Genomic DNA, 21,722 nt, shown 5'->3' with positions numbered 1-21,722 from the left:
CGGCAGCCGGCAGATCGGCGGTCGGCAGTCGGCAGTCGGCAGTCGGCAGTCGGCAGTCGGCAGTCGGCACAACGAGAAGCGGGCCACCCGATCCGGGTGGCCCGCTTCTTCACTGTGGAGCTAAGGAGAATTGAACTCCTGACCTCCTGCATGCCATGCAGGCGCTCTACCAACTGAGCTATAGCCCCTTGTTCTGCCTGCCGCCCGGCTTCCGTTTCCGGTTCCCCTTGGCGACGTCCCAAACATTACACGGTCATGGCCCTGGTCCAAAAATCGGTTTCCGTCGACCGCGGGCCATGTCCGTTTTAACCTATTCCGTCACGCTCTTGCGAACTGGTAGAACCGCTTGAGCGTGCAGTGCTCGTCGAGCAGCCGGCCGTAGATCGGCTCCCCCTCCAGCTCCCGGTACGTCTCGATCGGGTCGCCTTTTATGATCAGCGCCCGCGCGCATTCCTCGCACCAGTACTGGTAGTCGGGGTTGACCGGATCCATGTCACGCACGATCGGCGTGCCGTTGTTGCACCAGTCGCACCGCCGCCGGTGTGCACCCATCCGTCAGCGACTCCCTCCCGCATCGGGCCGTCGTCTCCCCCTCCGGCCGTCCGATTCTGCCATGCCGGTACGTGCGGGGTCAGCAATCGCAAAGGGTACAAAAACAAGGATCCCGCCCCCTGTTGGGGACGGGATCCTGATTGTGGAGCTAAGGAGAATTGAACTCCTGACCTCCTGCATGCCATGCAGGCGCTCTACCAACTGAGCTATAGCCCCGCTCTCCGCCGCGCTCCCCCCGTCTCCGGTGTTCCGCGCTGCGAACAAGAAGAACTCTAGCCTGTGACCAGCCGGAAAGTGAAATCCGGGTGGAAGCCCCCGCGGGGAGCGGCACGGAGCCGCTCAGTCGTCGTCGCCGAGCACCGGTTCCGGCAGCGTGCCGGCGTTGTGCTCCAGCAGGCGCCAGCCGCGCGCGCCCTCGCCGAGGACGGACCAGCAGCAGTTGGAGAGCCCGCCCAGGCCCTCCCAGTAGAACGACTCCAGGCCCAGCAGGCGGCCGATGGTCGTACGGATGGTGCCGCCGTGGCTGACCACGACGAGCGTGCCGCCCTGCGGCAGCCGGTCGGCGTGCTCGAGCACCACCGGCGCGGCGCGGTCGGCGACCTCGGTCTCCAGCTCACCGCCGCCCCTGCGGACCGGCTCGCCGCGCTTCCACGCCGCGTACTGCTCGCCGTACTTCGCGAGGATCTCGTCGTGCGTCAGGCCCTGCCACTCGCCCGCGTACGTCTCGCGCAGCGCGGGGTCGTGCTCCACGGGCAGCCCCGTGACGGCGGCGAGCTCCGCGGCGGTGGCCGCCGCGCGCCGGAGATCGGAGGCCACGATGGCGTGCGGCTTCAGCGAGGCGAGCAGCCGGGCGGCGCGGCGCGCCTGCGCCACTCCGGTCTCGGTCAGCTCGATGTCCGTGGAGCCCTGGAAGCGGCGTTCCAGGTTCCACGCGGTCTGACCGTGGCGCCACAGGACGATCTTCCTGCCGGTCGTGCCCTTGGTGGTGGTGCTCAGAACAGATCACCGTCCAGCTCGTCGTCGCCGGCGGCCTCGCGCAGCTTGGCGTGCTCCTCGGCCTTGCCGATGGTGAGCTTGGCGTCCTCGGGGAGCTCGATCTCGGGGCAGTCCTTCCACAGGCGCTCCAGCGCGTAGAAGACCCGCTCCTCGCTGTGCTGGACGTGGACGACGATGTCGATGTAGTCGAGCAGGATCCAGCGGGCGTCGCGGTCGCCCTCGCGGCGCACCGGCTTAGCGCCGAGCTCCTTGAGCAGGCGCTCCTCGATCTCGTCCACGATCGACTTGACCTGGCGGTCGTTGGGCGCCGAGGCGAGCAGGAAGGCGTCGGTGATCGACAGCACGTCGCTGACGTCGTACGCGATGATGTCGTGCGCGAGCCGGTCGGCCGCAGCCTGGGCGGCGGTGGTGATGAGCTCGATGGAGCGGTCCGTGGCGGTCACTGGCCATGCTTTCGGGTTGGCGGGCAGATCCTTACAAGGGTCTCATGTACCGCCGACACCGCCCGCGCGGAACGTTCCGCCCGGGCGCACCCCCCCGGTGAGAGCCCCCGGACTCCGGCTCAGGACGCCTTGTAGTCCTTGCCCAGGATCACCACGACGTCCGCGTTCACCGCGTTCTCGCCCTTCTTCACGGCCGTCTCGGGCAGCCCCAGCGTCTTGGCGACCTCGATCGCCCGGTCCTTCTGGGCGTCGTCCTGGTAGGTGATCTGCGAGGCGGCCGCGGTCTTGTCCGCCTTGCCTCCGTCCACGAAGTCGTAGCCGCCGTTCAGCAGCGCCGCCTTCGCCGCGACCTGCACCTTCTCGTCGCCGGTGGCGTCCTTGAGGCCCACGCGCGCGGCCGCACCGGGCTGCGCCGCCACGACGGAGCCGCCGAGCACCTCCTTGACGACCTTCTTGGTGGCGTCGTCCGTCAGGCCCCCGTCGGGCTTCACCCCGAGGACGTCGGTGCGGTACGCACCCACCTTGGCGTGCGCGCCGAGCCGCGACAGCAGGGCGCCGAGCGTCTGCGCGTTCAGGGCCGGATCGAGGATCTGGCCCATGCTGTCGACCGTCACCGCGGCCGCCTTCGGGTCGCTCGGGACCTTGCGCAGGACGGCGTACAGCACCTTGCCCATGCGCTCCAGCTGCTTGGCCTCCGGTTCGCCCTGGGCCCGGTGGGTGGCGTACGCGACGGCCATCGGGCCGCTCAGGCTCTGCTTCTGGCCCTGGGCCACGGCCGGCGCCTTGACGGCGTCGTCGGCCGGGACGGCCGTGTCGGTGTCGACCTCGATGCCGCCGACCAGCTCGACCAGGTTCTCCAGGAAGGGCGTGTCCAGCCGCCAGGTGCCGCCGATGTGCGTGCCGAGCACCGAGTCGAGGGCCTCGCGGGTGCCGAGGCCGCCCTCCTCCACGGCCTTGCCGAGGCCCGTGGAGGTCCCGTCCGCGCCGGGGACGCCGAGGGTGTTGGGCAGCAGGACGGTGGCGCCCTGCTTGGTGGTGACGTTGTCGACGAGCAGCGCCGAGGAGGTGCCGCCCTTCTTGGTGTTGTGCACGTGGACGACGATCATGTCGCGCTTCTGCGGCCCGGCGTCGGCGGCCGCGGCGTTCTCCTTCTGCCCGGGACCGTCGAGGAAGGGCAGCTTGCCCGCGTACCAGAGGTAGCCGAGGCCGGCGACGACGAACAGCGCGAGGACGACGATCAGCGCCACCACCCGGTTGCGGCCGCGGCGTCGGGCCTCCTCACGGCGCTCGGTCCGGCTCTCGGTGAACTTGAGCCAGTCGATGACGTCCTCGGAGTCCTCGTCCGGCTGGTCGATGAACGCGAACATCTCGGTGCGGTAGTCCCGCCCCGCCTGGGACTCGGCGTCGGGCCGGCGCGGCGGGGGGACCTGCCCGGTCCGCGGGGGCTCGGGCTCGGCTTCGGGCTGCCGCTGGGGCTCGGGGGCCGTCTGCTGCGGGATCCACTGCTGCGCCTGCCGGGTGTGCTGCGTGTCGTAGCCGTAGGCGGGGGCCTGCTGCCCGTAGTCCTGGGCGGCCGGCGCCGGCTCGGGGTAGTACGGCTGCTGCGGCTGCTGGGCGTACCCCTGCGGGGGTTGCGCCTGGTAGTCGTAGCCGTACTGCTGCTGTCCGTAGTCCTGGGCGGGCTGGGCGGGCTGCGCGGGTGCCTGGCCGTACACCGGCCGCCCGTACGCGTCGTAGCCGATGAGCTGCTGCTCGTGGGTGGCATACGGGTCGTACGGATCCTGTCGGTCGTTCACCGCGGGGCCCCTCTCTCCGGAAGCTCAGGCTCCCCGGTACAGCTCACGCTTGTCGATGTAGCGCACCACGCCGTCGGGCACCAGGTACCAGACGGGATCCCCCTCGGCGACGCGTGCGCGGCAGTCCGTGGAGGAGATGGCCAGGGCGGGCACCTCGACGAGGGAGACACCGCCCTCGGGAAGTCCGTCGTCGGTGAGGACGTGGCCGGGCCGGGTGACCCCGATGAAATGGGCGAGCGAGAACAGCTCCTCGGCGTTGCGCCACGTCAGGATCTGGGCGAGCGCGTCGGCACCGGTGATGAAGAACAGGTCGGCGTCGTCGTTCAGCGCCTTCAGGTCCCGCAGGGTGTCGATCGTGTACGTCGGACCCCCGCGGTCGATGTCGATGCGGCTGACCGAGAACTGCGGGTTGGAGGCCGTGGCGATGACCGTCATCAGGTAGCGGTCCTCGGCGGGCGAGACGGCGCGCTGCGACTTCTGCCACGGCTGGCCGGTCGGCACGAACACCACCTCGTCCAGGTGGAACAGCGCGGCCACCTCGCTGGCGGCCACCAGGTGCCCGTGGTGGATCGGGTCGAATGTGCCGCCCATCACGCCGAGCCGGCGCTTGACCGGGCCGGTAGGCGTCTCCTGCTCTCCCATGAGCGCAGAGCCTACTGGCCCGGAGGTCCCGGCGGTCCAGGTCGGGGCGACCCGGTGCTCTGACCGGAAGGGTTCGCCGGTCAGAGCTCTAGCGGTCGCGGTTGAGGCGCGTGGTCACCCAGAGCATCAGCAGGAGGATGAAGAGCGCACCGCCGCCGGTGAGGTAGGGGTTGAGGCTGTCGTGGTTGCCGCCGTGCTGCCCGGCCCCCTCCGAGGCGAGGACGACCAGGTTGTGGGCGGTGGTGGAGAGGCTCATCAGGCAGGTACCTATCGAGTCGGGGAGCGGGCGGAGACTTCGCTCACATCGTATGCGGGGGCCTGGGGCACGCTCACGCCGACTCAGGCGTTGGAGAGGATAGACGCAGGGCCGGCAGGCCGATCCAGGGGAGGGCGCTATGACGCAAACAGGGTTCGAGAAGGTGCTGGCGCGGGACCGCAGGAGGTTCCCGGGCATTTCCTCGCGGGCGTACGAGCACCCGGCGGACCGCTCGGCGCTGGTCGCGCTGCGCAAGCTGGCCGGCTTCGACACGGTGTTCAAGGCGCTGAGCGGGCTGCTGCCGGAGCGCAGCCTGCGGCTGCTGTTCCTGTCGGACTCGGTGCGGGTGGGCGAGGCGCAGTTCCCCCACCTGTACGAGATGCTGCGGGACGCCTGTTACATCCTGGACCTGGAGAAGGTCCCGCAGATGTACGTGCAGCAGGACCCGAAGCCCAATGCCATGTGCATCGGGCTGGACGAGCCGATCATCGTGGTGACGACGAGCCTGGTCGAGCTGCTCGACGAGGAGGAGATGCGGGCGGTGGTGGGCCACGAGGTGGGCCACGCGCTGTCGGGGCACTCGGTGTACCGCACGATCCTGCTGTTCCTGACGAACCTGGCGCTGAAGGTGGCGTGGATCCCCCTCGGCAACGTGGCGGTCATGGCGATCGTGACGGCGCTGCGGGAGTGGTTCCGCAAGTCGGAGCTCTCGGCGGACCGGGCCGGGCTGCTGGTCGGGCAGGACGTCCACGCCTCGATGCGCGGGCTGATGAAGGTCGCGGGCGGCAACCACCTCCACGAGATGAACGTGGACGCCTTCCTGGCCCAGGCCGAGGAGTACGAGTCGAGCGGCGACCTGCGCGACTCCGTCCTGAAGATCATGAACATGCTGCCGCGGACGCACCCCTTCACCACGGTGCGGGCGGCCGAGCTGAAGAAGTGGTCGGAGAACCGCGACTTCCAGCGGATCATGGACGGCCACTACCCCCGGCGGGACGAGGACAAGGACACCTCGGTCGGCGATTCCTTCCGGCAGTCCGCCGCGCACTACGCCGACTCGGTGCGCACCAGCAAGGATCCGCTGTTCAAGCTCGTGGGCGACATCGCGGGCGGCGCGGCCGACATGGGCGGCAAGCTCCGCGACAAGTTCACCGGAAACGGATCGGGCACCGGGTCCGCCTCCGCTTCCGGCAGCGGCTCGCAGGGCAAGGGCGGGGCTACGGAGCAGGGCTGACCGGCGTCGTCTGCGGGCTCGCGGGCTCGGTGGCGGGCTGGGCTGCCGACGGGGCGAGCACGCCGCACAGCCCCGCCGTGCGCCGCGGGTGGCCGCTGGCGTACGGGTCGCTGGCGGCCGGGCCCACCGTGGTCGGGCCGGTTCCGGCCGGCAGCGGGCGGAATCCGCCGGCCGGATCGCTGGAGCAGGCCTGCGGCCCGGCCATCACGTACGCGGTGACCAGCTCCGCCCGCCGGGCGCCCAGGTCCTCCCGGTCGAAGCGCAGCCGCAGCTCGCGGCGGACGGTGAAGAGCGAGGCGCCGTCGACCGCGGCGGGGGCTCCGGTGGCCGGGCGGACGGCGTACACGAAGGTGTGGTCGGTGGTGACCTCCAGGTGGTCGGGGGCGACCTCCTCGAAGGCGAGGGTGCCCCGGACCCGTACCCGGGAGTCGGCCACGACGGCGGTGGCCGGGTCGAAGCGGACCAGCCAGCCGGTGGCGGCGTGCCGGCCGTCGCCGGCGGGCGAGGCCATGCTGCGGTCGAACTGCGCCAGCTGGTCCGGGTCGAGCAGGACCCGCACCGGCCGGGAGGCGGTACCGGCCAGGACGTCGGGGTCCAGCGAGGACTGCACCAGGTAGTCCTTGGCGATGGACAGCGCGGTGACGACCTGGGTGTCGGTGAAGTGGTGGGTGCGGCGCACGGCCGGCAGGGTGATCCCGGCCGCCCCGACCCGGTATTCGGCGGCGGGACTGTTCGCGTACAGGTCGGCGGGCCGTCCGCCGGGCACGGCCGCTGTGGGAGCGAGCGGGACGACGGTGCTGCCGAGCGGCGCGGCGGGACCCCCGGGCGGCGGTACGTACGGGTTGCGCAGCCCCATGTAGACGGCGCAGGCGAAGGCCGTGGCGATGAGCAGCACGAGCAGCATGCCCTGACGGGCGGCCCGGCCCGGGGTGCCGGTCCGGGGCCGGGAGCCGCCGGTCGACCACATGGAGCGGCTGCGGACGGCCCGGGCGTGCTCGCCCATGCGCTCCTGCGCGGAGAACTCCTGGAGCCGGGCAGCGCGGACGAAGTCCTCGTCGAACACCACCGAGCGGAGTTCGTCCGACCGGAATTCGTCGTCACCCCCTCCGATGCCCTCGGGGGTGCCGTTGGGTGGATCTCCTGGCACGGCCATCGCTTCTCCCCGCTGTCCCCGCTTCAGAGAAGCCCCCAGCTCCTGCGTGTGCGCGTGGGGTCGTACCTTCAGGGTTGGCGGTCGGAGGGGTACGTAAACGCGCCGACGCCGGTGACTTCCCTCAGGGGGGTGCTGGCGGGCGCAGGGGCGGGGTCCGGCTCTCCGGAGGCGCTGCGGTAGACGGCGCTGAAGGCGAGCGCGACCATGCCGAGGCCCATCACGAAGGCGAGCACCCAGGCGACGGGACGCAGCCAGGGCGAGCGGCCGCGGTAGGGGCGCAGGGTGCCGCCGTAGGCCCCGTACGGCCCGTAGGGGCCGTCGGCGCCGTAGCCGCGGTCGTGGTCCCAGCCGTGGTCGTCGAGTCCGTACCCGTCGGGGTGGCCGTATCCGTAGACGTCGTGGTCGTCGTCGCCCGTCCAGCCTCCGGCGACCGCGCGGGCGGCCTCGGCCTCGGCGCGCGCCCGGTCGGCCGCCCGCTGGCGCTCCGCGGCGCTCGGTTCATGGATCTCGGCGTTCCGGACGAAGGCCTCGTCGAACACCACGGAGGCGAAGTCCTTGTCCGCGCCTCCGCGGTCGTCGTCGGGCTCCCCGTCGTCCGGGAACTTGCCCCCCACGTCGTCCGGCACGGGACCAGCCTAGACCTGGGGGGCTGCTTTGGGCAGGGTGTGCGCCGAATCCGGCCACGCCGTGTTCGTCTTCCGGTTACCGGACGTGACCGTCACCGGTGACGATGTACTTGGTGGAGGTCAGCTCGGGAAGGCCCATCGGGCCCCGGGCGTGCAGCTTCTGCGTGGAGATTCCGATCTCGGCGCCGAAGCCGAACTGGCCACCGTCCGTGAACCGGGTGGAGGCGTTCACGGCCACCGTGGTCGAGTCGACCAGCTGGGTGAAGCGGCGCGCGGCGGCCTGCGAGGTGGTGACGATCGCCTCGGTGTGCCCGGAGGTCCAGCGGCGGATGTGGGCGACGGCCTCGTCGAGGGAGTCCACGACTCCGGCCGCGATGTCGTAGGACAGGTACTCGGCGGCCCAGTCCTCGTCGGTGGCGGGCAGTGCGGTGGCCTTGGTGTCCTGGGCGGCAGCCATGACCCGGGCATCGCCGTGGACGGTGACGCCCGCGTCCGCGAGGGCGTCGAGGGCGCGCGGCAGGAAGGCGTCGGCGATGTCGCGGTGGACGAGGAGGGTCTCGGCGGAGTTGCAGACGGAGGGCCGACTGGCCTTGGAGTTGATGAGGATCTCGACGGCCATGTCGAGGTCGGCCCGCGCGTCGACGTAGACGTGGCAGTTGCCGGTACCGGTCTCGATGACCGGGACGGTGGACTCCTCGACGACGGTCTTGATGAGGGAGGCGCCGCCGCGCGGGATCAGCACGTCGACGAGACCGCGGGCGCGCATCAGCTCGCGGACGGAGTCGCGGGATTCGCCGGGGACGAGCTGGATCGCGTCGGCGGGCAGTCCGGCGGCGACGACGGCGTCGCGCAGGATGCCGACGAGCGCGGTGTTGGAGGCGTACGCGGAGGAGCTGCCGCGGAGCAGGACGGCGTTGCCGGACTTGAGGCAGAGGGCGGCGGCGTCGACGGTGACGTTGGGGCGGGCCTCGTAGATGATGCCGACGACGCCGAGGGGGACGCGGATCTGCCGGAGGTCGATCCCGTTGGGCAGGGTGTTGCCGCGGACGACCTCTCCGACGGGGTCGGGGAGGGCGGCGACGTCCCGTACGTCGGAGGCGATGGCCGCGACGCGCTCCGGGGTCAGGGTGAGGCGGTCGATGACGGTCTCGCTGGTACCGGCGGCCCTCGCCTTGTCGGTGTCGACGGCGTTGGCCGCGATGATCTCGGCGGTACGGGCCTCCAGCGCGTCCGCGATCGCCAGCAGGGCCGCGTCCTTGGCGGACCGCGGGAGCGGGGCGATGGCGGCGGCCGCGGTGCGGGACCGCTGCGCGGTGGCGAGGACGGGCGAGGTGGCGGTGGCGTCGTCGAGCGAGGTCATGCCGCCCAGGGTAGTCCCCGGCCGCCCCCCGGCCGACGGGGTTTCCAGCCCCCGAGACGCGCCCGGCGCACACCCGGGCTCCGCCCGCGGCCTGCACCTTGACCGCCGGCGCACCTCGGAGCCCGGGGTGCCCCCGGGCTCCGCGCCTCGGCCGCCCCCGGGCTCCGTCGGGCGCCGGTTTGCTCAGTACGGGTGGACGCCGACCGGGTGGGCCGGGGGCGGGCCGTAGCCCTCTGCCACGCGCTGGTGGTAGGTGGCGCGGTCGATGACCTCCAGGCCGACGATCTCCCAGGGCGGCAGCTGCGCCGACGAGCGGTGTTCGCCCCACAGCCGCAGGGCGACGGCCGCCGCGTCGTGCAGGTCGCGGGCCTCCTCCCAGTACCGGATCTCGGCGTGGTCGTCGGCGTAGCGGCTGGTCAGCAGGAAGGGGTGGTCATGGGCCAGTTGTTCCAGTCCGCGCCGGACGTCCGACAGCGGGGCCGGCTTGCCGGAGACGCTCAGGGTCACGTGCCACAGGCGCGAGTCGTGGTTCTGCCCGTCCCCGCCACCGTCGTCACCGTCCCCCGGACCGACACTGGTCAGCGCTCGTCTCACCAGCCGCCTCCTGTCTCCGCCACGCGTGTCGCCCGCCCTTCACAGTTGACCAGCCCACGGCTCGCCGCGCGGCGGTTTTGCCGAACCTCAGCCCTGCAGCAGGACCAGATCGTCCCGGTGGACGACCTCCCGCTCGTACGCGGGTCCGAGTTCCCGCGCGAGCTCTCGGGTGGAGCGGCCGAGGAGCTGCGGGAGCTCCTTGGCGTCGAAGTTGACCAGGCCGCGGGCCACGGCGCGGCCGTCCGCGGAGCGCAGCTCCACGGGGTCCCCCGCCACGAAGTCGCCTTCGACCGCCGCGATCCCGGCGGGCAGCAGCGAGCTGCCGCGCTCGGTGACCGCGCGCACCGCACCGTCGTCGAGGACCAGGTGCCCCTGGGGCGTGGAGGCGTGCTGGAGCCAGAGCAGCCGGTCCGCCGAGCGGCGGCCCGTGGCGTGGAAGTGCGTGCCCGTGGCGCGCCCGGCCAGCGCGTCGGCGGCCTGGCTGGCGGAGGTCAGGACCACCGGGATCCCGGCGGCGGCCGCGATCCGGGCCGCCTCGACCTTGGTGACCATGCCGCCGGTGCCCACGCCCGCCTTGCCCGCGCTGCCGATGGAGACGTGCGCGATGTCCTCGGGGCCGCGGACCTCGTCGATGCGGGTGGTGCCGGGCAGCGAAGGGTCGCCGTCGTAGAGGCCGTCCACGTCGGACAGCAGCACGAGCAGGTCGGCCCGGACCAGGTGGGCGACCAGGGCCGCGAGCCGGTCGTTGTCGCCGAAGCGGATCTCGTCCGTGGCGACGGTGTCGTTCTCGTTGACGACGGGCAGCGCGCCCATGGCCAGCAGCTGGTCCAGGGTCCGGTAGGCGTTGCGGTAGTGCGCCCGGCGGCTGGTGTCGTCGGTGGTGAGCAGCACCTGGCCGACGCGGACGCCGTAGCGGGCGAAGGAGGCGGTGTACCGGGCGACGAGCAGGCCCTGCCCGACGCTGGCGGCGGCCTGCTGCCGGGCCAGGTCCGTGGGGCGCCGGCGCAGCCCGAGCGGGGAGAGGCCGGCGGCGATGGCTCCGCTGGAGACGAGGACGATCTCCTTCTCGCCGCCGCTGCGGGCCTTGGCCAAGACGTCGACCAGTGCGTCCACCCGGTCGGCGTCGAGTCCGCCGGCCGCCGTGGTCAGGGAGGAGGAGCCGACCTTGACCACGATCCTGCGGGCGTCCACGACACCTTGCCTAGCCGCTGACACGTCTTGTCCCCTTGCCCCTTGCCGGAATGCCTGCCTGCTCAAATCTACGGGGTGGCGGCCGACGGTCGCGCGGGGGTTTCAGACCCTGGACGGCCCGGCCTCCACGGGCTCGGGCTCCGCGGCCCGCGCGGCGCCCGGGACGAGGATCCTGCGCGAGATCAGGAAGGTGAACGGAATGGCCACGACGGCCGCGACGAGCGGGGCGATGCGGGTGTCCATGCCGGCCCAGGCCACCAGGGCGTAGAGGCCGGCCGACTGGATCACGTAGTTGGTGACGTTCGTCAGCGGGAAGAGGAGGAACTTCTTCCACGTCGGCCTGGTCCGGTAGGTGAAGTAGGTGTTCATGAAGAACGAGCCGACCATCGCGAGCACGAAGGCGAGCGAGTAGGCGGCGAAGTACGGCATCCACGGGTGCAGGAGCAGGTAGATGCCGAAGAAGGTGCCGGTGTTGACCCCGCCCACGAGCGCGAAACGGACGATCTGGCCGAGCTGCTCCTTGCGCCCGCCGCTCATCGGGCGCTGCGCTCCGTGCTGCGCTCCGCGATCGTCACCGTCTGCGCGCGGGCCGTGCCGTGCGCGGGCACGGCGCCGTCGGCCGGCTCCGCTCCGTGCGCCTCCTTCACCAGGAAGTGCGGCCGGCGCTTGGTCTCGTAGTAGATGCGGCCGATGTACTCGCCGATGAGACCGAGCATGATCATCTGGACGCCGCCCAGGCCGGTGATGATCGCCACCAGGGTGACGTATCCCGGGGACTCGACGCCGTTGGTGATCGCCATGACGGTGATCCACAGCGCGTACAGGCAGGTCAGTGCGACCAGCGACACGCCGAGCCAGATCCCGATCCGCAGCGGCCGGTTGTTGAAGGAGATCAGGCCGTCCATGCCGTAGTTCAGCAGGGAGCCGAACTTCCACTTCGTCTCGCCCGCCTCGCGCTGCGCGTTGCGGTAGTCGAAGTGGACGGTGTCGAAGCCGATCCACGAGAACAGGCCCTTGGAGAACCGGTTGTACTCCGGCAGCGACAGCAGTGCGTCCACGGCCGGGCGCGAGAGCATCCGGAAGTCGCCGACCCCGTCGGTGAGCTCGACGTCGACCCAGCGGTTCACACCGCGGTAGTACAGGCGGCTGAGCGCGGAGCGGACCTTCTTGTCGCCCTCGCGCGTGCGGCGGGCGATGATCTGGTCGTGGCCCTGCCGGTAGTAGTCGAGCATGGTCGCGATGAGCTCCGGCGGGTGCTGGAGATCTGCGTCCATGATCACGACGGCGTCGCCGGTGGCCTCGCGCAGGCCGGCGAGCATGCCGGCCTCCTTGCCGAAGTTGCGGCTGAAGGAGACGTACCGCGTCTGTTCGCCGTGTTCGGCAGCGATCTTCCGGAGCTTGCCGAGGGTGCCGTCGCGGCTCCCGTCGTCGACGTAACAGACTTCGTACTCGACGGGCAGGGCCTCGAGGACCTTGCGGATCTCCACGTCGAAGCGGTCGATGACGGCTTCTTCGTTGTAGCAAGGAACGACTACGGACAGCTTCGTCATGAACACTTCCTGCTGGGTCCGAACGGGTGATTGTCGGCGACCGGACCAGCCACTCACCTCTTCCTTAGAAGTATGCACGCCGGGAGTCGGCCTGCCTGAGACGAGTGCGGCGCACGGTAGCGTGGACGAGATAAGCGGAATGAGCTGACCAAACGAAACGAACGAAGGGATCGAGGTGCACGTGCCCGACGTCTCCGTGGTCGTCATCGTCTACAACGACGCAGAGCGTCTGTCGACAGCAGTCCAGTCGGTTTTGGACCAGACCCTCCACGGGGTCGAAGTCGTGATCGTCGACGACTGCAGCAAGGACCGGTCCTACGCGGTCGCCCAGGAACTGGAATCCGCGCATCCGGGGAGGGTGCGCGCCTTCCGGCTGCCGGAGAACAGCGGCGGCTGCGGAGCCCCCCGCAACCACGGCATCCAGCAGGCCACCGGCACGTACGTGATGTTCCTCGACAGCGACGACGTCCTCGAGCGCAACGCCTGCCGGAACATGCTGGACGCCGCCGAGCGCACCGGCTCCGACCTGGTCTCGGGCATGTGCGTCCGGGTGCACGTGGACAACCGGTGGGAGAAGACCACCGAGTGGTACCCCTGGATCTACTCGCGCACGCGCACGCTGGAGTCGATCACCGAGTTCCCCGACCTGCTGGTCTACGACACCCTCTCCACGAACAAGTGCTACCGGCGCTCGTTCCTGCTGGAGCAGGGCCTGGAGTTCCCGGTCGGGATCCACTACGAGGACCTGCTCTTCTCCGCGCAGGCGTACGTCGCCGCGCGCCGCATCACGCTGATCCCCAACCAGGTCTACTTCTGGAACGTGGTCGAGAAGGCCGCGGCGAAGTCGATCAGCAACCGGCGCCACGAGATCGCGAACTTCGTCCACCGGATGGAGATCCACCGCCGCGTCGACGAGCTGCTGGCGGCCAAGGGCCACACGGACATCAAGTCCGCCAAGGACGCCAAGTTCCTCAAGCACGACCTGGTCCTGCACCTGCGCGACCTTCCCCTGCTGAGCGACGCGTACCGCCAGGAGTTCGCCCGGCTCGCCAACGGCTACCTCGCCGGGATCGACCCCGCCGCGTACGAGAACGTCACGTACCTCCAGGCCATCTGCGCCTACCTGCTGGGCAAGGAGGACTGGGACAACCTGCTCCCGGCCGCCGACGCCATGACCAACAAGGGCCGGCTCTCCTCCCCCCTCGCCGAGCGCGACGGGCGCATCTACTGGTGCGCCCGGCACGTCGACGACCCCGCCGACACCGAGGCCCGCCGGATACTGGACGTCACGGACCAGGGCTTCCACACCGCCCCGCTCCCCTCCCTGCAGCTGGGGAACCGCCTCACCTCCTACGAGGACGACGGGCGCGGCACCGTCACGCTGTCCGGCGCCGTCGTGAACCCGCTCGGCCGCATCCCGGCCGACGCGGATCTGAAGGCCTCGCTCGAGTTCCGGGCGCGACGGCAGATCGGCGTGCGTTCTTTCAGCTTCCCGGTGGCAACCGTGCGCCACGCCGGTGACACGATCGAGTGGAGCGGCACGGCCGACATCGGCAGCACCGTGCGCCCGCTCGGCATCATCGACGCCGTCTGGGACGTCCGGCTGAAGCTCACCGCCGGCAGCGACAAGATCACCACCCGCGTCTCGGTCGGCGGCGTCGACCTGGAGTCGGCGGCCCGGCTGCGCGTGCGGCCGCGGCTGACCCGGCTGGTGTCCGACCGCTTCGAGCCGGAGGTCACCAAGAAGGGCAACCTCTCCTACGTCCTCACCGCCGAGAGCGCCGCCGCCGTCCGCACCCGGAGCCTGATCAACAACGCCATACAGGGCAAGACGGCGAACGTGGTCAAGCGGGGCCTGCGCAAGGCCCTGCGCGTGCGCCGGAGCATGGGCTCCGGCGAGCAGAAGGTGAAGGTCTACCACGAGGTCTTCTCGAAGCTGCCGGTCAAGAAGGGCACGGTCGTCTTCGAGAGCCACATGGGCAAGCAGTACAGCGACAGCCCGAAGGCGATCTACGAGGAGCTGGTGCGCCAGGGCGCCCCCTTCGAGGCGATCTGGTCCTACGCGGGTGCCCGGCCCACCGGCTTCCCCAAGGAGGCCACCCTGGTGCGCCGCTGGAGCTGGCCCTACCTGCGGGCGCTGGCCCAGGCCGAGTTCTGGGTCGACAACCAGGGCTTCCCGCTGGCCCTCGCCAAGCGCCCGGGCACCACGTACATCCAGACCTGGCACGGCTCCGCGCTCAAGCGGATGGGCTTCCACGAGCCGCGCACCAAGGCGCAGGGCCGCGCGGGCCAGGCCCGATTCCAGGCGGCGGTCGACCGCTTCGACCACTTCCTCATCCGCTCCGAGCACGACACCCGCACCCTCGCCAAGGGCTTCAGGCTGCGCGACGAGGTGCTGCTGCGCACGGGCTACCCGCGCAACGACGCCCTCGTCGAGGCGCACCGCAGCGAGGCGCAGAGCGGGGAGCGGGTGCGCGGTCCGCTGGCGGCCGAACTCGGCATCGACCCGGAGAAGAAGGTGCTGCTCTACGCGCCGACCTTCCGGGCGGCCGCCGACGGTTCGGTGGAGGGCTTCTCCTTCCCCTTCGACGTGGAGGAGTTCGCCGACCGGCTCGGCGACCGCTTCACGCTGCTGGTGCGCACCCACTACCTCAACAGCGTCTCCCTGCCGCCGTCGGTGGCGGGCCGGGTGATCGACGTCTCCCGGCACCACGACATCACCCCGCTGCTGGCCCTCGCCGACGGACTGATCACCGACTACTCGTCCGTGATGTTCGACTACGCGGTCCTGGACCGGCCGATGCTGTTCTTCGCGTACGACTACGAGAAGTACGCGAACGACATCCGCGGCACGTACTTCGACCTGAAGGAGAAGGCCCCGGGCCCGGTGGTAGCGACGGCGGACGAACTCCTGCAGGCCGTCTCCGCCTTCGAGGAGGCGGACGCCAAGTACGCGGAGGCGCGCCAGCGCTTCCTCACCGAATTCGGCGAGTACGACCGCGGGGACGCGGCCCGCCAGATCGTCGAGAAGTTCTTCACCAGGAGCGGCAAGTGAGCCAGCAGACCGCCACCCCGGGCGGCCGTGACATCTTCCTCGTCTCCAACAACGTCGACGAGCTCGGCGGGGTGACCACCTGGTCGCACCAGATGGCCCGGCTGTTCACCGAACGCGGCCACAAGGTGCACATCGTCGGCATCGCCCCGGTCGCCGAGGAGATCCGGCAGAAGCTGCCCGAGGACCTCCCGTACGAGATGACCACGCTGTACGAGGCCCACCCGCCGGCCGCGCGCCGGCTGAGCGGGATCAAGGGCCGGCTGAACGCGCCCGAGCGGCGCCGCCAGGCCGCCCGGCGGGCGCGGATGCGGGCCAAGGCGGAGACGCTGAGCGAGCTGTTCCGTGCCGCCCGCCCCGGCGCTGTCGTGATCGTCACCCAGGTCTGGGCGATGGAGTGGGTGGCGCTCGCCGACACCAAGGGGCTCAGCGTCATCGGCATGAGCCACGAGTCCTTCGAGGCCAGCCAGAAGTCCACCCGCGGAGAGCGGGTCCGGCGGCACTACTCCGAGGTCGACCGGCTGCTGGTGCTGACGGCCGAGGATGCGGACCTGTGGATCCGCGCGGGCATGCAGAACGTCGGGAGCATGCCGAACCCGCTGCCGTTCATGCCGCAGTCCCCCGCTCCGCGCACCGAGAAGGTCGTCGCCAGCGTCGGCCGCCTCGCCTTCGAAAAGGGCGTGGACCTGCTGCTGGACGCGTGGGCCGACGCCGCCCCGCACCACCCCGACTGGGTCCTGCGGATCTACGGGGCGGGTCTGGAGGAGCCGGCCCTGCGGGCGCACTGCACCGCGCTGGGACTGGACGACTCGGTGGAGTGGATGGGCAGCACGGACGACGTGCTGGGCGCCCTGCGCGGTGCCTCCGTGTTCGCGCAGGCCTCCCGGGCCGAGGGGTTCCCCATCACCCTGCTGGAGGCCATGGCGGCGGGCGTGCCGGTGGCCGCATTCGACTGCGCGCCGGGCGTACGGGAGATCGTCGCGCACGGCGAGGACGGGCTGCTGGCCCGGCTGGGCAACACGATGGAACTGGCCGGCCACCTGGACGCCCTGATGTCCGACCGCGCGCTGCGCGACCGGCTCGGCGACACCGCCTTCCAGTCGGTGAAGCGGTACTCCAGCGCCGAGATCACCGACCGGTGGGAAGCCCTGTTCGCGTTCCTGGAGCGCTGAGCGCCGACCGCCGCACCGGCGGTCCCCGCGTACGAAGCCGCCCGCCCCGGATGCGTCCGGGGCGGGCGGCTTCGTGCCGGGCCGGCGCAGGCTCGGGCCGGCGCAGGCTCGGGCTCAGGCTTCGTGGACGTCCTTGTGGGCGTCCCGGCGGGCGGCCTTGTTGGCCTCCCAGCCCGCCCAGGCGGAGACGACCATCTCGCGGACGTCGTGCCGGGCCTTCCAGCCCAGCTCGCCGGTGATCTTGTCGGCCGAGGCGACGACCTTCGCCGGGTCGCCGGGGCGGCGCGGGCTGATCACGGGGGCGTAGTCGTGCCCGGTGTTCTCGTTCAGCAGCTCGACCATCTCGGCGACGGACACGCCCTCGCCGCGGCCGATGTTGACGGTGAGGTCCTTGAAGTCCCCGGCCGCGGCCCACTCGGCGAGCTTGCGGGCGGCCGCCACGTGGGCCTCCGCCAGGTCCTCGACGTGGATGTAGTCGCGGATGCAGGTGCCGTCCGGGGTCGGGTAGTCGTCACCGAAGATCTTGGCGCCCTGGCCGGCGTCGTAGCGCTCGAAGACCATCGGGACCAGGTTGAAGACACCGGTGTCGGCGAGCTCGGGGGTGGCGGCGCCCGCCACGTTGAAGTAGCGCAGGCACGCGGTGGAGATGCCGTGCGCCTTCCCCGCGGCGCGGACCAGCCACTCGCCGGCCAGCTTGGTCTCGCCGTACGGGCTCAGCGGCGCGCACGGGGTGTCCTCGGTGACCAGGTCCACGTCGGGCATGCCGTAGACGGAGGCGGAGGAGGAGAAGAGGAAGTTGCGGATGCCCGCGGCCGCCACGGCCTGGAGCAGGACCGTCAGGCCCTGCACGTTCTCGTGGTAGTAGTACAGCGGCTTCTCGACGGACTCGCCGACCTGCTTCTTGCCCGCGAGGTGCACCACCCCGGTGATCTTGTGCTCGGCGATGGTCTCGTCGAGGATCAGCCGGTCCAGGACCGAGCCGACCACCAGCGGTACGCCCTCCGGGACACGGTTCTCGTTGCCCGTGGAGAGGTCGTCGAGGACGACCACCTTCTGGCCCGCGAGCAGCATCGCCCGGACGACGTGCGCGCCGATGTATCCGGCGCCACCGGTGATCAGAAACGTCATGTGTATCTCCCTGGTCCTGTCCGAGTGTGTGAAGGAAACGGTCTTCAGCCCGCCCCGTGGCCTGCCCGGGCCCGGTGGAGGCGGTTGCGTACGAGGTACAGCGCCCCCTCGGCGCCGGGCGCGAGGCGCAGCGCGAGCGCACCCGCCCCCGTGCGGTAGGGCTGCGCCAGCAGCACACCGTACCGGCTGCTGGGCAGGGCCCGGCGGCGCAGCAGCCGGCCCCGGGGGCGCAGGGACGTGAACAGGGAGGTGCCGTCGGCGCATTGCACGCCCACCCCCACGTTCCACGCCTGCATCCGGCGCAGCCCCTGGCGGCGGCCGGTGGCGGCCACGTCGGCGAGGCGGAAGGGCAGCAGCGCGACCCAGCCGCCCGCCGGGTCGGGACGCAGCTCCACGGGCTGGGCGAGGACCGGCTCGCCGCCCGCGCGGGGCTGGAAGTTCAGCTGCACGGTGCGCGGACCGGCCGCGGCGAGGCGTCCGTACAGGTCGTGCAGGCGGATCCGGACGGACGCGCGGCCGGCCGGCTCGGCGTCGATGGTGACGGGCAGCCGGTCCGTCGGCAGCCCGGCCAGGCCGTCCAGCTCGACCGGGAGCTCCTCGCTCCACACCGGCGTCCCGTCGGCGGCGGCCGCGTACGGGGGCAGCAGGCGCGGCGGCTCGGCGGCCAGCCGGGTGAGCCGCTCGATGTCGGCGGGCGGGGTCTCGGTGGCGCGCAGCACCCGGACGATCCAGCGGGCGTGGGGCGCGGCGGCCTCGATGTCGGCCTCGGCGAAGGTGTCGAGGTAGGCGCGGGTCAGGGCCCACCAGGCGGCCCGGTACTCGGGGTCCCGGCCGAGCTCGCGCAGGTACATGCGCAGGTCGTACTCGAGGAACTTCACCTGGCAGGCGCTGCCCAGCGCCGGGGAGGCCGCGGCGAGGGTGCGGGAGGCCGTGCGGTGGGCCTCGATGCGGGAGCGCCAGTTCGAGACGTCCTTGCGGTCCAGGGAGATCGACACCTGGGCGGCGGCGCGGCGCACGTGCCAGACGTAGACGAGGTCGCCGATCACGGCGATGCGGGGGGCGGCGGCCAGCACCCGCGAGGTGAAGACGAAGTCCTCGTAGACGAAGCGGCCGTCGGGGAAGCGCAGTCCGTGCGCGTCCAGGAAGGCGCGCTCGTACAGCTTGTTGACGCACAGGGTGTCGCGAACCAGCTCCGGGCGGTCCACGGGCCGCTCGATGACGTCGCCGGGGGTGTAGAGGCCCGGCATCCACGGCACGTCGTGGTGGAGCGGCAGCTCGCGCCGTACGGCGGCACCGACGGTGACCGGGGCGCGGTGCTCCACGGCGGCGCGCACCAGCGCCTCGGCCGCGCCCGCGGGCAGGACGTCGTCGCTGTCGAGGAACAGGACGTACGGGGAGCTCGCGCGGGCGATCCCGTCGTTGCGCGGGGTGCCGCACCCTCCGCTGTTCTCCGTACGGTGAACCACCTTCAGGCGCGGGTGTGCGGCAGCCAGCTCGTCCAGCACCCGCGCGGTGCCGTCGGACGAGGCGTCGTTCACCGCGATGACCTCGGCGACCACCGGGCCCTGGGCGAGGGCCGAGGAGACGGCCTCGCCCACGAGCCCGGCGTCGTTGTACGCGATCACCACGACGGAAACGGTGGGGAGGTTGGTGCTGTTCACCCGGAGGATCCTAGGCGACCCGTGTAAAGACGCCTTCAAAGCCGCCCGGGTGAAGGGAAATCAGAACGGCCGGAACTCGTCGTACTCCTGCTGTGCCGAGTCGCCCCGGCGGGCTTCCTTCTCCTTGCGGCGCTGGGTGGCCGGGCGCGGGGCCTCCATGCGGTGGTCCTCACCGCGGCGGCCCAGCATCTCGGCACCGGCCATCATGGTCGGCTCCCAGTCGAAGACGACCGCGTTCTCGTCGGAACCGATGGCGACGCCGTCGCCTGCGCGGGCGCCGGCCTTCTTCAGCGCGTCCTCGACGCCGAGGCGGTTGAGGCGGTCGGCCAGGTAGCCCACGGCCTCGTCGTTGTTGAAGTCGGTCTGGCGGACCCAGCGCTCCGGCTTCTCGCCGCGCACCGTGTAGACGTCCTCGGCCTCGTCGTAGGTGACGGTGAAGCCGGCGTCGTCCACGGCCTTCGGGCGGATGACGATGCGGGTCGCCTCCTGCTTCGGCTTGCGGGCGCGCGCCTTGGCGACGACCTCGGCGAGGAAGTAGGAGAGCTCCTTCAGGCCCGTACGGGCGACCGCGGAGACCTCGAAGACCTTGTAGCCGCGCGCTTCCAGGTCGGGGCGGACCATGTCGGCCAGCTCCTGGCCGTCCGGGATGTCGACCTTGTTCAGGACGACGAGGCGCGGGCGCTTCTCCAGGCCGCCGCCGTAGATCTTCAGCTCTTCCTCGATGACGTCGAGGTCGCCGACCGGGTCGCGGTCGGACTCGAGCGTGGCGGTGTCCAGTACGTGCACCAGCACCGAGCAGCGCTCGACGTGCCGCAGGAACTCCAGGCCGAGGCCCTTGCCCTGGCTGGCGCCGGGGATGAGGCCGGGGACGTCGGCGATCGTGTAGACGGTCGAGCCGGCGGTGACGACGCCCAGGTTCGGGACGAGGGTGGTGAAGGGGTAGTCCGCGATCTTCGGCTTGGCGGCGGAGAGCACCGAGATCAGCGAGGACTTGCCGGCGCTCGGGAAGCCGACCAGCGCCACGTCGGCGACGGTCTTGAGCTCCAGGACGATGTCGCCGGTGGTGCCGGGGACGCCGAGGAGCGCGAAGCCGGGGGCCTTGCGGCGGGCGGAGGCGAGCGCGGCGTTGCCGAGGCCGCCGCGGCCGCCCTCGGCGGCGACGTAGGTGGTGCCCTGGCCGACGAGGTCGGCGAGGACGTTGCCCTCCTTGTCGAGGACGACGGTGCCGTCCGGCACGGGCAGGATCAGGTCCTGGCCGTCCTTGCCGGAGCGGTTGCCGCCCTCGCCGGGCTTGCCGTTGGTGGCCTTGCGGTGGGGGCTGTGGTGGTAGTCCAGCAGGGTGGTGATCGCCTGCTCGACGACCAGGATCACATCGCCGCCACGACCGCCGTTGCCCCCGTCGGGACCGCCGAGCGGCTTGAACTTCTCCCGGTGAACGGAGGCGCAGCCGTGGCCCCCGTTACCCGCGGCGACGTGCAGCTCGACGCGGTCCACGAAGGTGGTCATGGTGTTCCTCCAGATACATACGGGAATGTCCCGAGCAGGCCTTGCTGCCCATTAAACGTGCCTGTGCGTGCCTCTGTGACAACGCGCCGAGGGCGGACCTCTCTTCCCGGCTCGCGCCGGGAAGAGCTGAGATCCGCCCTCGGGAAGTTACGTACGCGTGATCAGCCGGAGCTGGATCAGGCGGCCGGAACGATGTTGACGACCTTGCGGCCGCGGTGCGTGCCGAACTGGACCGAGCCGGCCTGCAGCGCGAACAGCGTGTCGTCGCCGCCACGGCCGACGCCCGCGCCCGGGTGGAAGTGGGTGCCGCGCTGGCGGACGAGGATCTCACCAGCGGAGACGACCTGACCGCCGAAGCGCTTCACGCCGAGCCGCTGGGCATTGGAGTCGCGCCCGTTCCGGGTGGACGATGCGCCCTTCTTGTGTGCCATGTCTCAGTCCCTCTTACTTCGCAGCCGCGGGGATACCGGTGACCTTGATCGCCGTGTACTGCTGGCGGTGACCCTGGCGACGGCGGTAGCCGGTCTTGTTCTTGTAGCGCAGGATGTCGATCTTGGCGCCCTTGTGGTGGTCCACGACCTCGGCCGTGACCTTGATGCCGGCCAGGACCCACGGGTCGCTGGTCACGGCTTCGCCGTCGACAACGAGCAGGGTCGAGAGCTCGACCGTGTCGCCAACCTTGGCAGTGGAAATCTTGTCAACCTCAACGATGTCGCCGACAGCAACCTTGTGCTGGCGACCACCGCTGCGCACGATGGCGTACACGCGGATCTCTCTCTCACTCGGGACGGATGCTCCTGAAGCCAGCCG

21 protein-coding genes and 2 tRNA genes are annotated in these 21,722 nt (G+C 71.2%); 3 read left to right on the top strand and 20 right to left on the bottom strand.

Annotated elements, in window-relative coordinates; all coding sequences use genetic code 11:
* Positions 1-115: 115 nt before the first annotated feature.
* The 8 genes from AB0D44_RS18195 to AB0D44_RS18160 form a co-directional block, all read right to left on the bottom strand.
* Positions 116-188, bottom strand: a tRNA-Ala gene (locus AB0D44_RS18195).
* A 130-nt stretch (positions 189-318) separates the two neighbouring features.
* The gene (locus AB0D44_RS18190) at positions 319-552 is read right to left on the bottom strand and encodes a hypothetical protein (protein WP_008738908.1); all 234 of its coding nucleotides are present in this window, start codon (positions 550-552) and stop codon (positions 319-321) included.
* A 143-nt stretch (positions 553-695) separates the two neighbouring features.
* Positions 696-768, bottom strand: a tRNA-Ala gene (locus tag AB0D44_RS18185).
* A 123-nt stretch (positions 769-891) separates the two neighbouring features.
* The gene (locus AB0D44_RS18180; RefSeq protein WP_362591610.1) at positions 892-1,548 is read right to left on the bottom strand and encodes a histidine phosphatase family protein; all 657 of its coding nucleotides are present in this window, start codon (positions 1,546-1,548) and stop codon (positions 892-894) included.
* Positions 1,545-1,991: a ribosome silencing factor gene (rsfS, locus tag AB0D44_RS18175; RefSeq protein WP_362591534.1), complete on the bottom strand. Its 447-nt coding sequence runs from the start codon at positions 1,989-1,991 to the stop codon at positions 1,545-1,547. Before rsfS ends, AB0D44_RS18180 begins: the two co-directional genes overlap by 4 nt.
* Positions 1,992-2,110: 119 nt before the next feature.
* Positions 2,111-3,787, bottom strand: coding sequence for a LytR C-terminal domain-containing protein (locus tag AB0D44_RS18170; RefSeq protein WP_362591531.1), 1,677 nt, complete (start codon positions 3,785-3,787; stop codon positions 2,111-2,113).
* A 24-nt stretch (positions 3,788-3,811) separates the two neighbouring features.
* Positions 3,812-4,429, bottom strand: coding sequence for a nicotinate-nucleotide adenylyltransferase (nadD, locus tag AB0D44_RS18165; RefSeq protein ID WP_361751290.1), 618 nt, complete (start codon positions 4,427-4,429; stop codon positions 3,812-3,814).
* Between the two features lie 88 nt (positions 4,430-4,517).
* On the bottom strand, positions 4,518-4,685 hold the full coding sequence (locus AB0D44_RS18160; RefSeq protein WP_362591528.1) for a hypothetical protein: 168 nt from the start codon (positions 4,683-4,685) through the stop codon (positions 4,518-4,520).
* Positions 4,686-4,824: 139 nt separating this feature from the next.
* Here AB0D44_RS18160 and AB0D44_RS18155 point away from each other — a divergent pair, with 139 nt between their 5' ends.
* Positions 4,825-5,919, top strand: coding sequence for a M48 family metallopeptidase (locus AB0D44_RS18155; RefSeq protein WP_362591525.1), 1,095 nt, complete (start codon positions 4,825-4,827; stop codon positions 5,917-5,919).
* On the opposite strand, the gene AB0D44_RS18150 is transcribed toward AB0D44_RS18155, so the two are convergent.
* From AB0D44_RS18150 to AB0D44_RS18120, 7 genes are all read right to left on the bottom strand, one after another.
* Positions 5,903-7,072, bottom strand: a complete 1,170-nt coding sequence (locus tag AB0D44_RS18150; protein ID WP_362591522.1) for a hypothetical protein — start codon at positions 7,070-7,072, stop codon at positions 5,903-5,905. The genes AB0D44_RS18155 and AB0D44_RS18150 overlap by 17 nt on opposite strands.
* Before the next feature lie 68 nt (positions 7,073-7,140).
* Positions 7,141-7,698, bottom strand: coding sequence for a hypothetical protein (locus AB0D44_RS18145; protein ID WP_362591519.1), 558 nt, complete (start codon positions 7,696-7,698; stop codon positions 7,141-7,143).
* Between the two features lie 76 nt (positions 7,699-7,774).
* Positions 7,775-9,058 carry a glutamate-5-semialdehyde dehydrogenase gene (locus AB0D44_RS18140; RefSeq protein ID WP_362591516.1) on the bottom strand — a complete coding sequence of 428 codons (1,284 nt, stop codon included), beginning with the start codon at positions 9,056-9,058 and terminating at the stop codon, positions 7,775-7,777.
* A gap of 183 nt (positions 9,059-9,241) precedes the next feature.
* On the bottom strand, positions 9,242-9,640 hold the full coding sequence (locus AB0D44_RS18135) for a hypothetical protein (protein WP_362591607.1): 399 nt from the start codon (positions 9,638-9,640) through the stop codon (positions 9,242-9,244).
* Positions 9,641-9,739: 99 nt separating this feature from the next.
* Complete coding sequence (gene proB, locus AB0D44_RS18130; RefSeq protein WP_362591513.1) at positions 9,740-10,867, bottom strand: glutamate 5-kinase; 1,128 nt, start codon at positions 10,865-10,867, stop codon at positions 9,740-9,742.
* A gap of 78 nt (positions 10,868-10,945) precedes the next feature.
* Positions 10,946-11,380: a GtrA family protein gene (locus AB0D44_RS18125; protein WP_362591510.1), complete on the bottom strand. Its 435-nt coding sequence runs from the start codon at positions 11,378-11,380 to the stop codon at positions 10,946-10,948.
* Positions 11,377-12,393 carry a glycosyltransferase family 2 protein gene (locus tag AB0D44_RS18120; protein ID WP_362591507.1) on the bottom strand — a complete coding sequence of 339 codons (1,017 nt, stop codon included), beginning with the start codon at positions 12,391-12,393 and terminating at the stop codon, positions 11,377-11,379. The genes AB0D44_RS18125 and AB0D44_RS18120 overlap by 4 nt, the downstream gene beginning before the upstream one ends.
* 175 nt (positions 12,394-12,568) lie before the next feature.
* Here AB0D44_RS18120 and AB0D44_RS18115 point away from each other — a divergent pair, with 175 nt between their 5' ends.
* Both AB0D44_RS18115 and AB0D44_RS18110 read left to right on the top strand, forming a co-directional pair.
* Positions 12,569-15,448: a CDP-glycerol glycerophosphotransferase family protein gene (locus tag AB0D44_RS18115; RefSeq protein ID WP_362591505.1), complete on the top strand. Its 2,880-nt coding sequence runs from the start codon at positions 12,569-12,571 to the stop codon at positions 15,446-15,448.
* Positions 15,445-16,617: a glycosyltransferase gene (locus tag AB0D44_RS18110; protein ID WP_362591502.1), complete on the top strand. Its 1,173-nt coding sequence runs from the start codon at positions 15,445-15,447 to the stop codon at positions 16,615-16,617. The genes AB0D44_RS18115 and AB0D44_RS18110 overlap by 4 nt, the downstream gene beginning before the upstream one ends.
* A gap of 114 nt (positions 16,618-16,731) precedes the next feature.
* On the opposite strand, the gene galE is transcribed toward AB0D44_RS18110, so the two are convergent.
* The 5 genes from galE to rplU all read right to left on the bottom strand — a co-directional run bounded on the left by galE (position 16,732) and on the right by rplU (position 21,677).
* Positions 16,732-17,745, bottom strand: a complete 1,014-nt coding sequence (galE, locus tag AB0D44_RS18105) for a UDP-glucose 4-epimerase GalE (protein WP_362591499.1) — start codon at positions 17,743-17,745, stop codon at positions 16,732-16,734.
* A 44-nt stretch (positions 17,746-17,789) separates the two neighbouring features.
* Complete coding sequence (locus AB0D44_RS18100; RefSeq protein WP_362591496.1) at positions 17,790-19,406, bottom strand: glycosyltransferase family 2 protein; 1,617 nt, start codon at positions 19,404-19,406, stop codon at positions 17,790-17,792.
* A gap of 60 nt (positions 19,407-19,466) precedes the next feature.
* Positions 19,467-20,912: a GTPase ObgE gene (obgE, locus tag AB0D44_RS18095; protein ID WP_362591494.1), complete on the bottom strand. Its 1,446-nt coding sequence runs from the start codon at positions 20,910-20,912 to the stop codon at positions 19,467-19,469.
* 176 nt (positions 20,913-21,088) lie between these two features.
* A complete protein-coding gene (gene rpmA, locus AB0D44_RS18090; protein WP_226732937.1) occupies positions 21,089-21,343 on the bottom strand; it encodes a 50S ribosomal protein L27 in 255 nt (84 codons plus the stop codon).
* Positions 21,344-21,356: 13 nt separating this feature from the next.
* A complete protein-coding gene (gene rplU, locus AB0D44_RS18085; protein WP_030013082.1) occupies positions 21,357-21,677 on the bottom strand; it encodes a 50S ribosomal protein L21 in 321 nt (106 codons plus the stop codon).
* Positions 21,678-21,722 lie beyond the last annotated feature (45 nt).

It is taken from the genome of Streptomyces sp. NPDC048349, assembly GCF_040651925.1.
Lineage (GTDB): Bacteria > Actinomycetota > Actinomycetes > Streptomycetales > Streptomycetaceae > Streptomyces.
This window is presented reverse-complemented; position numbering and strand designations above follow the sequence as displayed.

What these genes read in the sequence shown, in the direction of transcription:
- AB0D44_RS18190 (WP_008738908.1), bottom strand. Translation starts at nt 552, where the DNA reads ATGGGTGCACACCGGCGGCGGTGCGACTGGTGCAACAACGGCACGCCG.
- nadD (WP_361751290.1), bottom strand. Translation starts at nt 4,429, where the DNA reads ATGGGAGAGCAGGAGACGCCTACCGGCCCGGTCAAGCGCCGGCTCGGC.
- AB0D44_RS18160 (WP_362591528.1), bottom strand. Translation starts at nt 4,685, where the DNA reads ATGAGCCTCTCCACCACCGCCCACAACCTGGTCGTCCTCGCCTCGGAG.
- AB0D44_RS18155 (WP_362591525.1), top strand. Translation starts at nt 4,825, where the DNA reads ATGACGCAAACAGGGTTCGAGAAGGTGCTGGCGCGGGACCGCAGGAGG.
- AB0D44_RS18150 (WP_362591522.1), bottom strand. Translation starts at nt 7,072, where the DNA reads ATGGCCGTGCCAGGAGATCCACCCAACGGCACCCCCGAGGGCATCGGA.
- AB0D44_RS18140 (WP_362591516.1), bottom strand. Translation starts at nt 9,058, where the DNA reads ATGACCTCGCTCGACGACGCCACCGCCACCTCGCCCGTCCTCGCCACC.
- AB0D44_RS18125 (WP_362591510.1), bottom strand. Translation starts at nt 11,380, where the DNA reads ATGAGCGGCGGGCGCAAGGAGCAGCTCGGCCAGATCGTCCGTTTCGCG.
- AB0D44_RS18120 (WP_362591507.1), bottom strand. Translation starts at nt 12,393, where the DNA reads ATGACGAAGCTGTCCGTAGTCGTTCCTTGCTACAACGAAGAAGCCGTC.
- galE (WP_362591499.1), bottom strand. Translation starts at nt 17,745, where the DNA reads ATGACGTTTCTGATCACCGGTGGCGCCGGATACATCGGCGCGCACGTC.
- obgE (WP_362591494.1), bottom strand. Translation starts at nt 20,912, where the DNA reads ATGACCACCTTCGTGGACCGCGTCGAGCTGCACGTCGCCGCGGGTAAC.
- rpmA (WP_226732937.1), bottom strand. Translation starts at nt 21,343, where the DNA reads ATGGCACACAAGAAGGGCGCATCGTCCACCCGGAACGGGCGCGACTCC.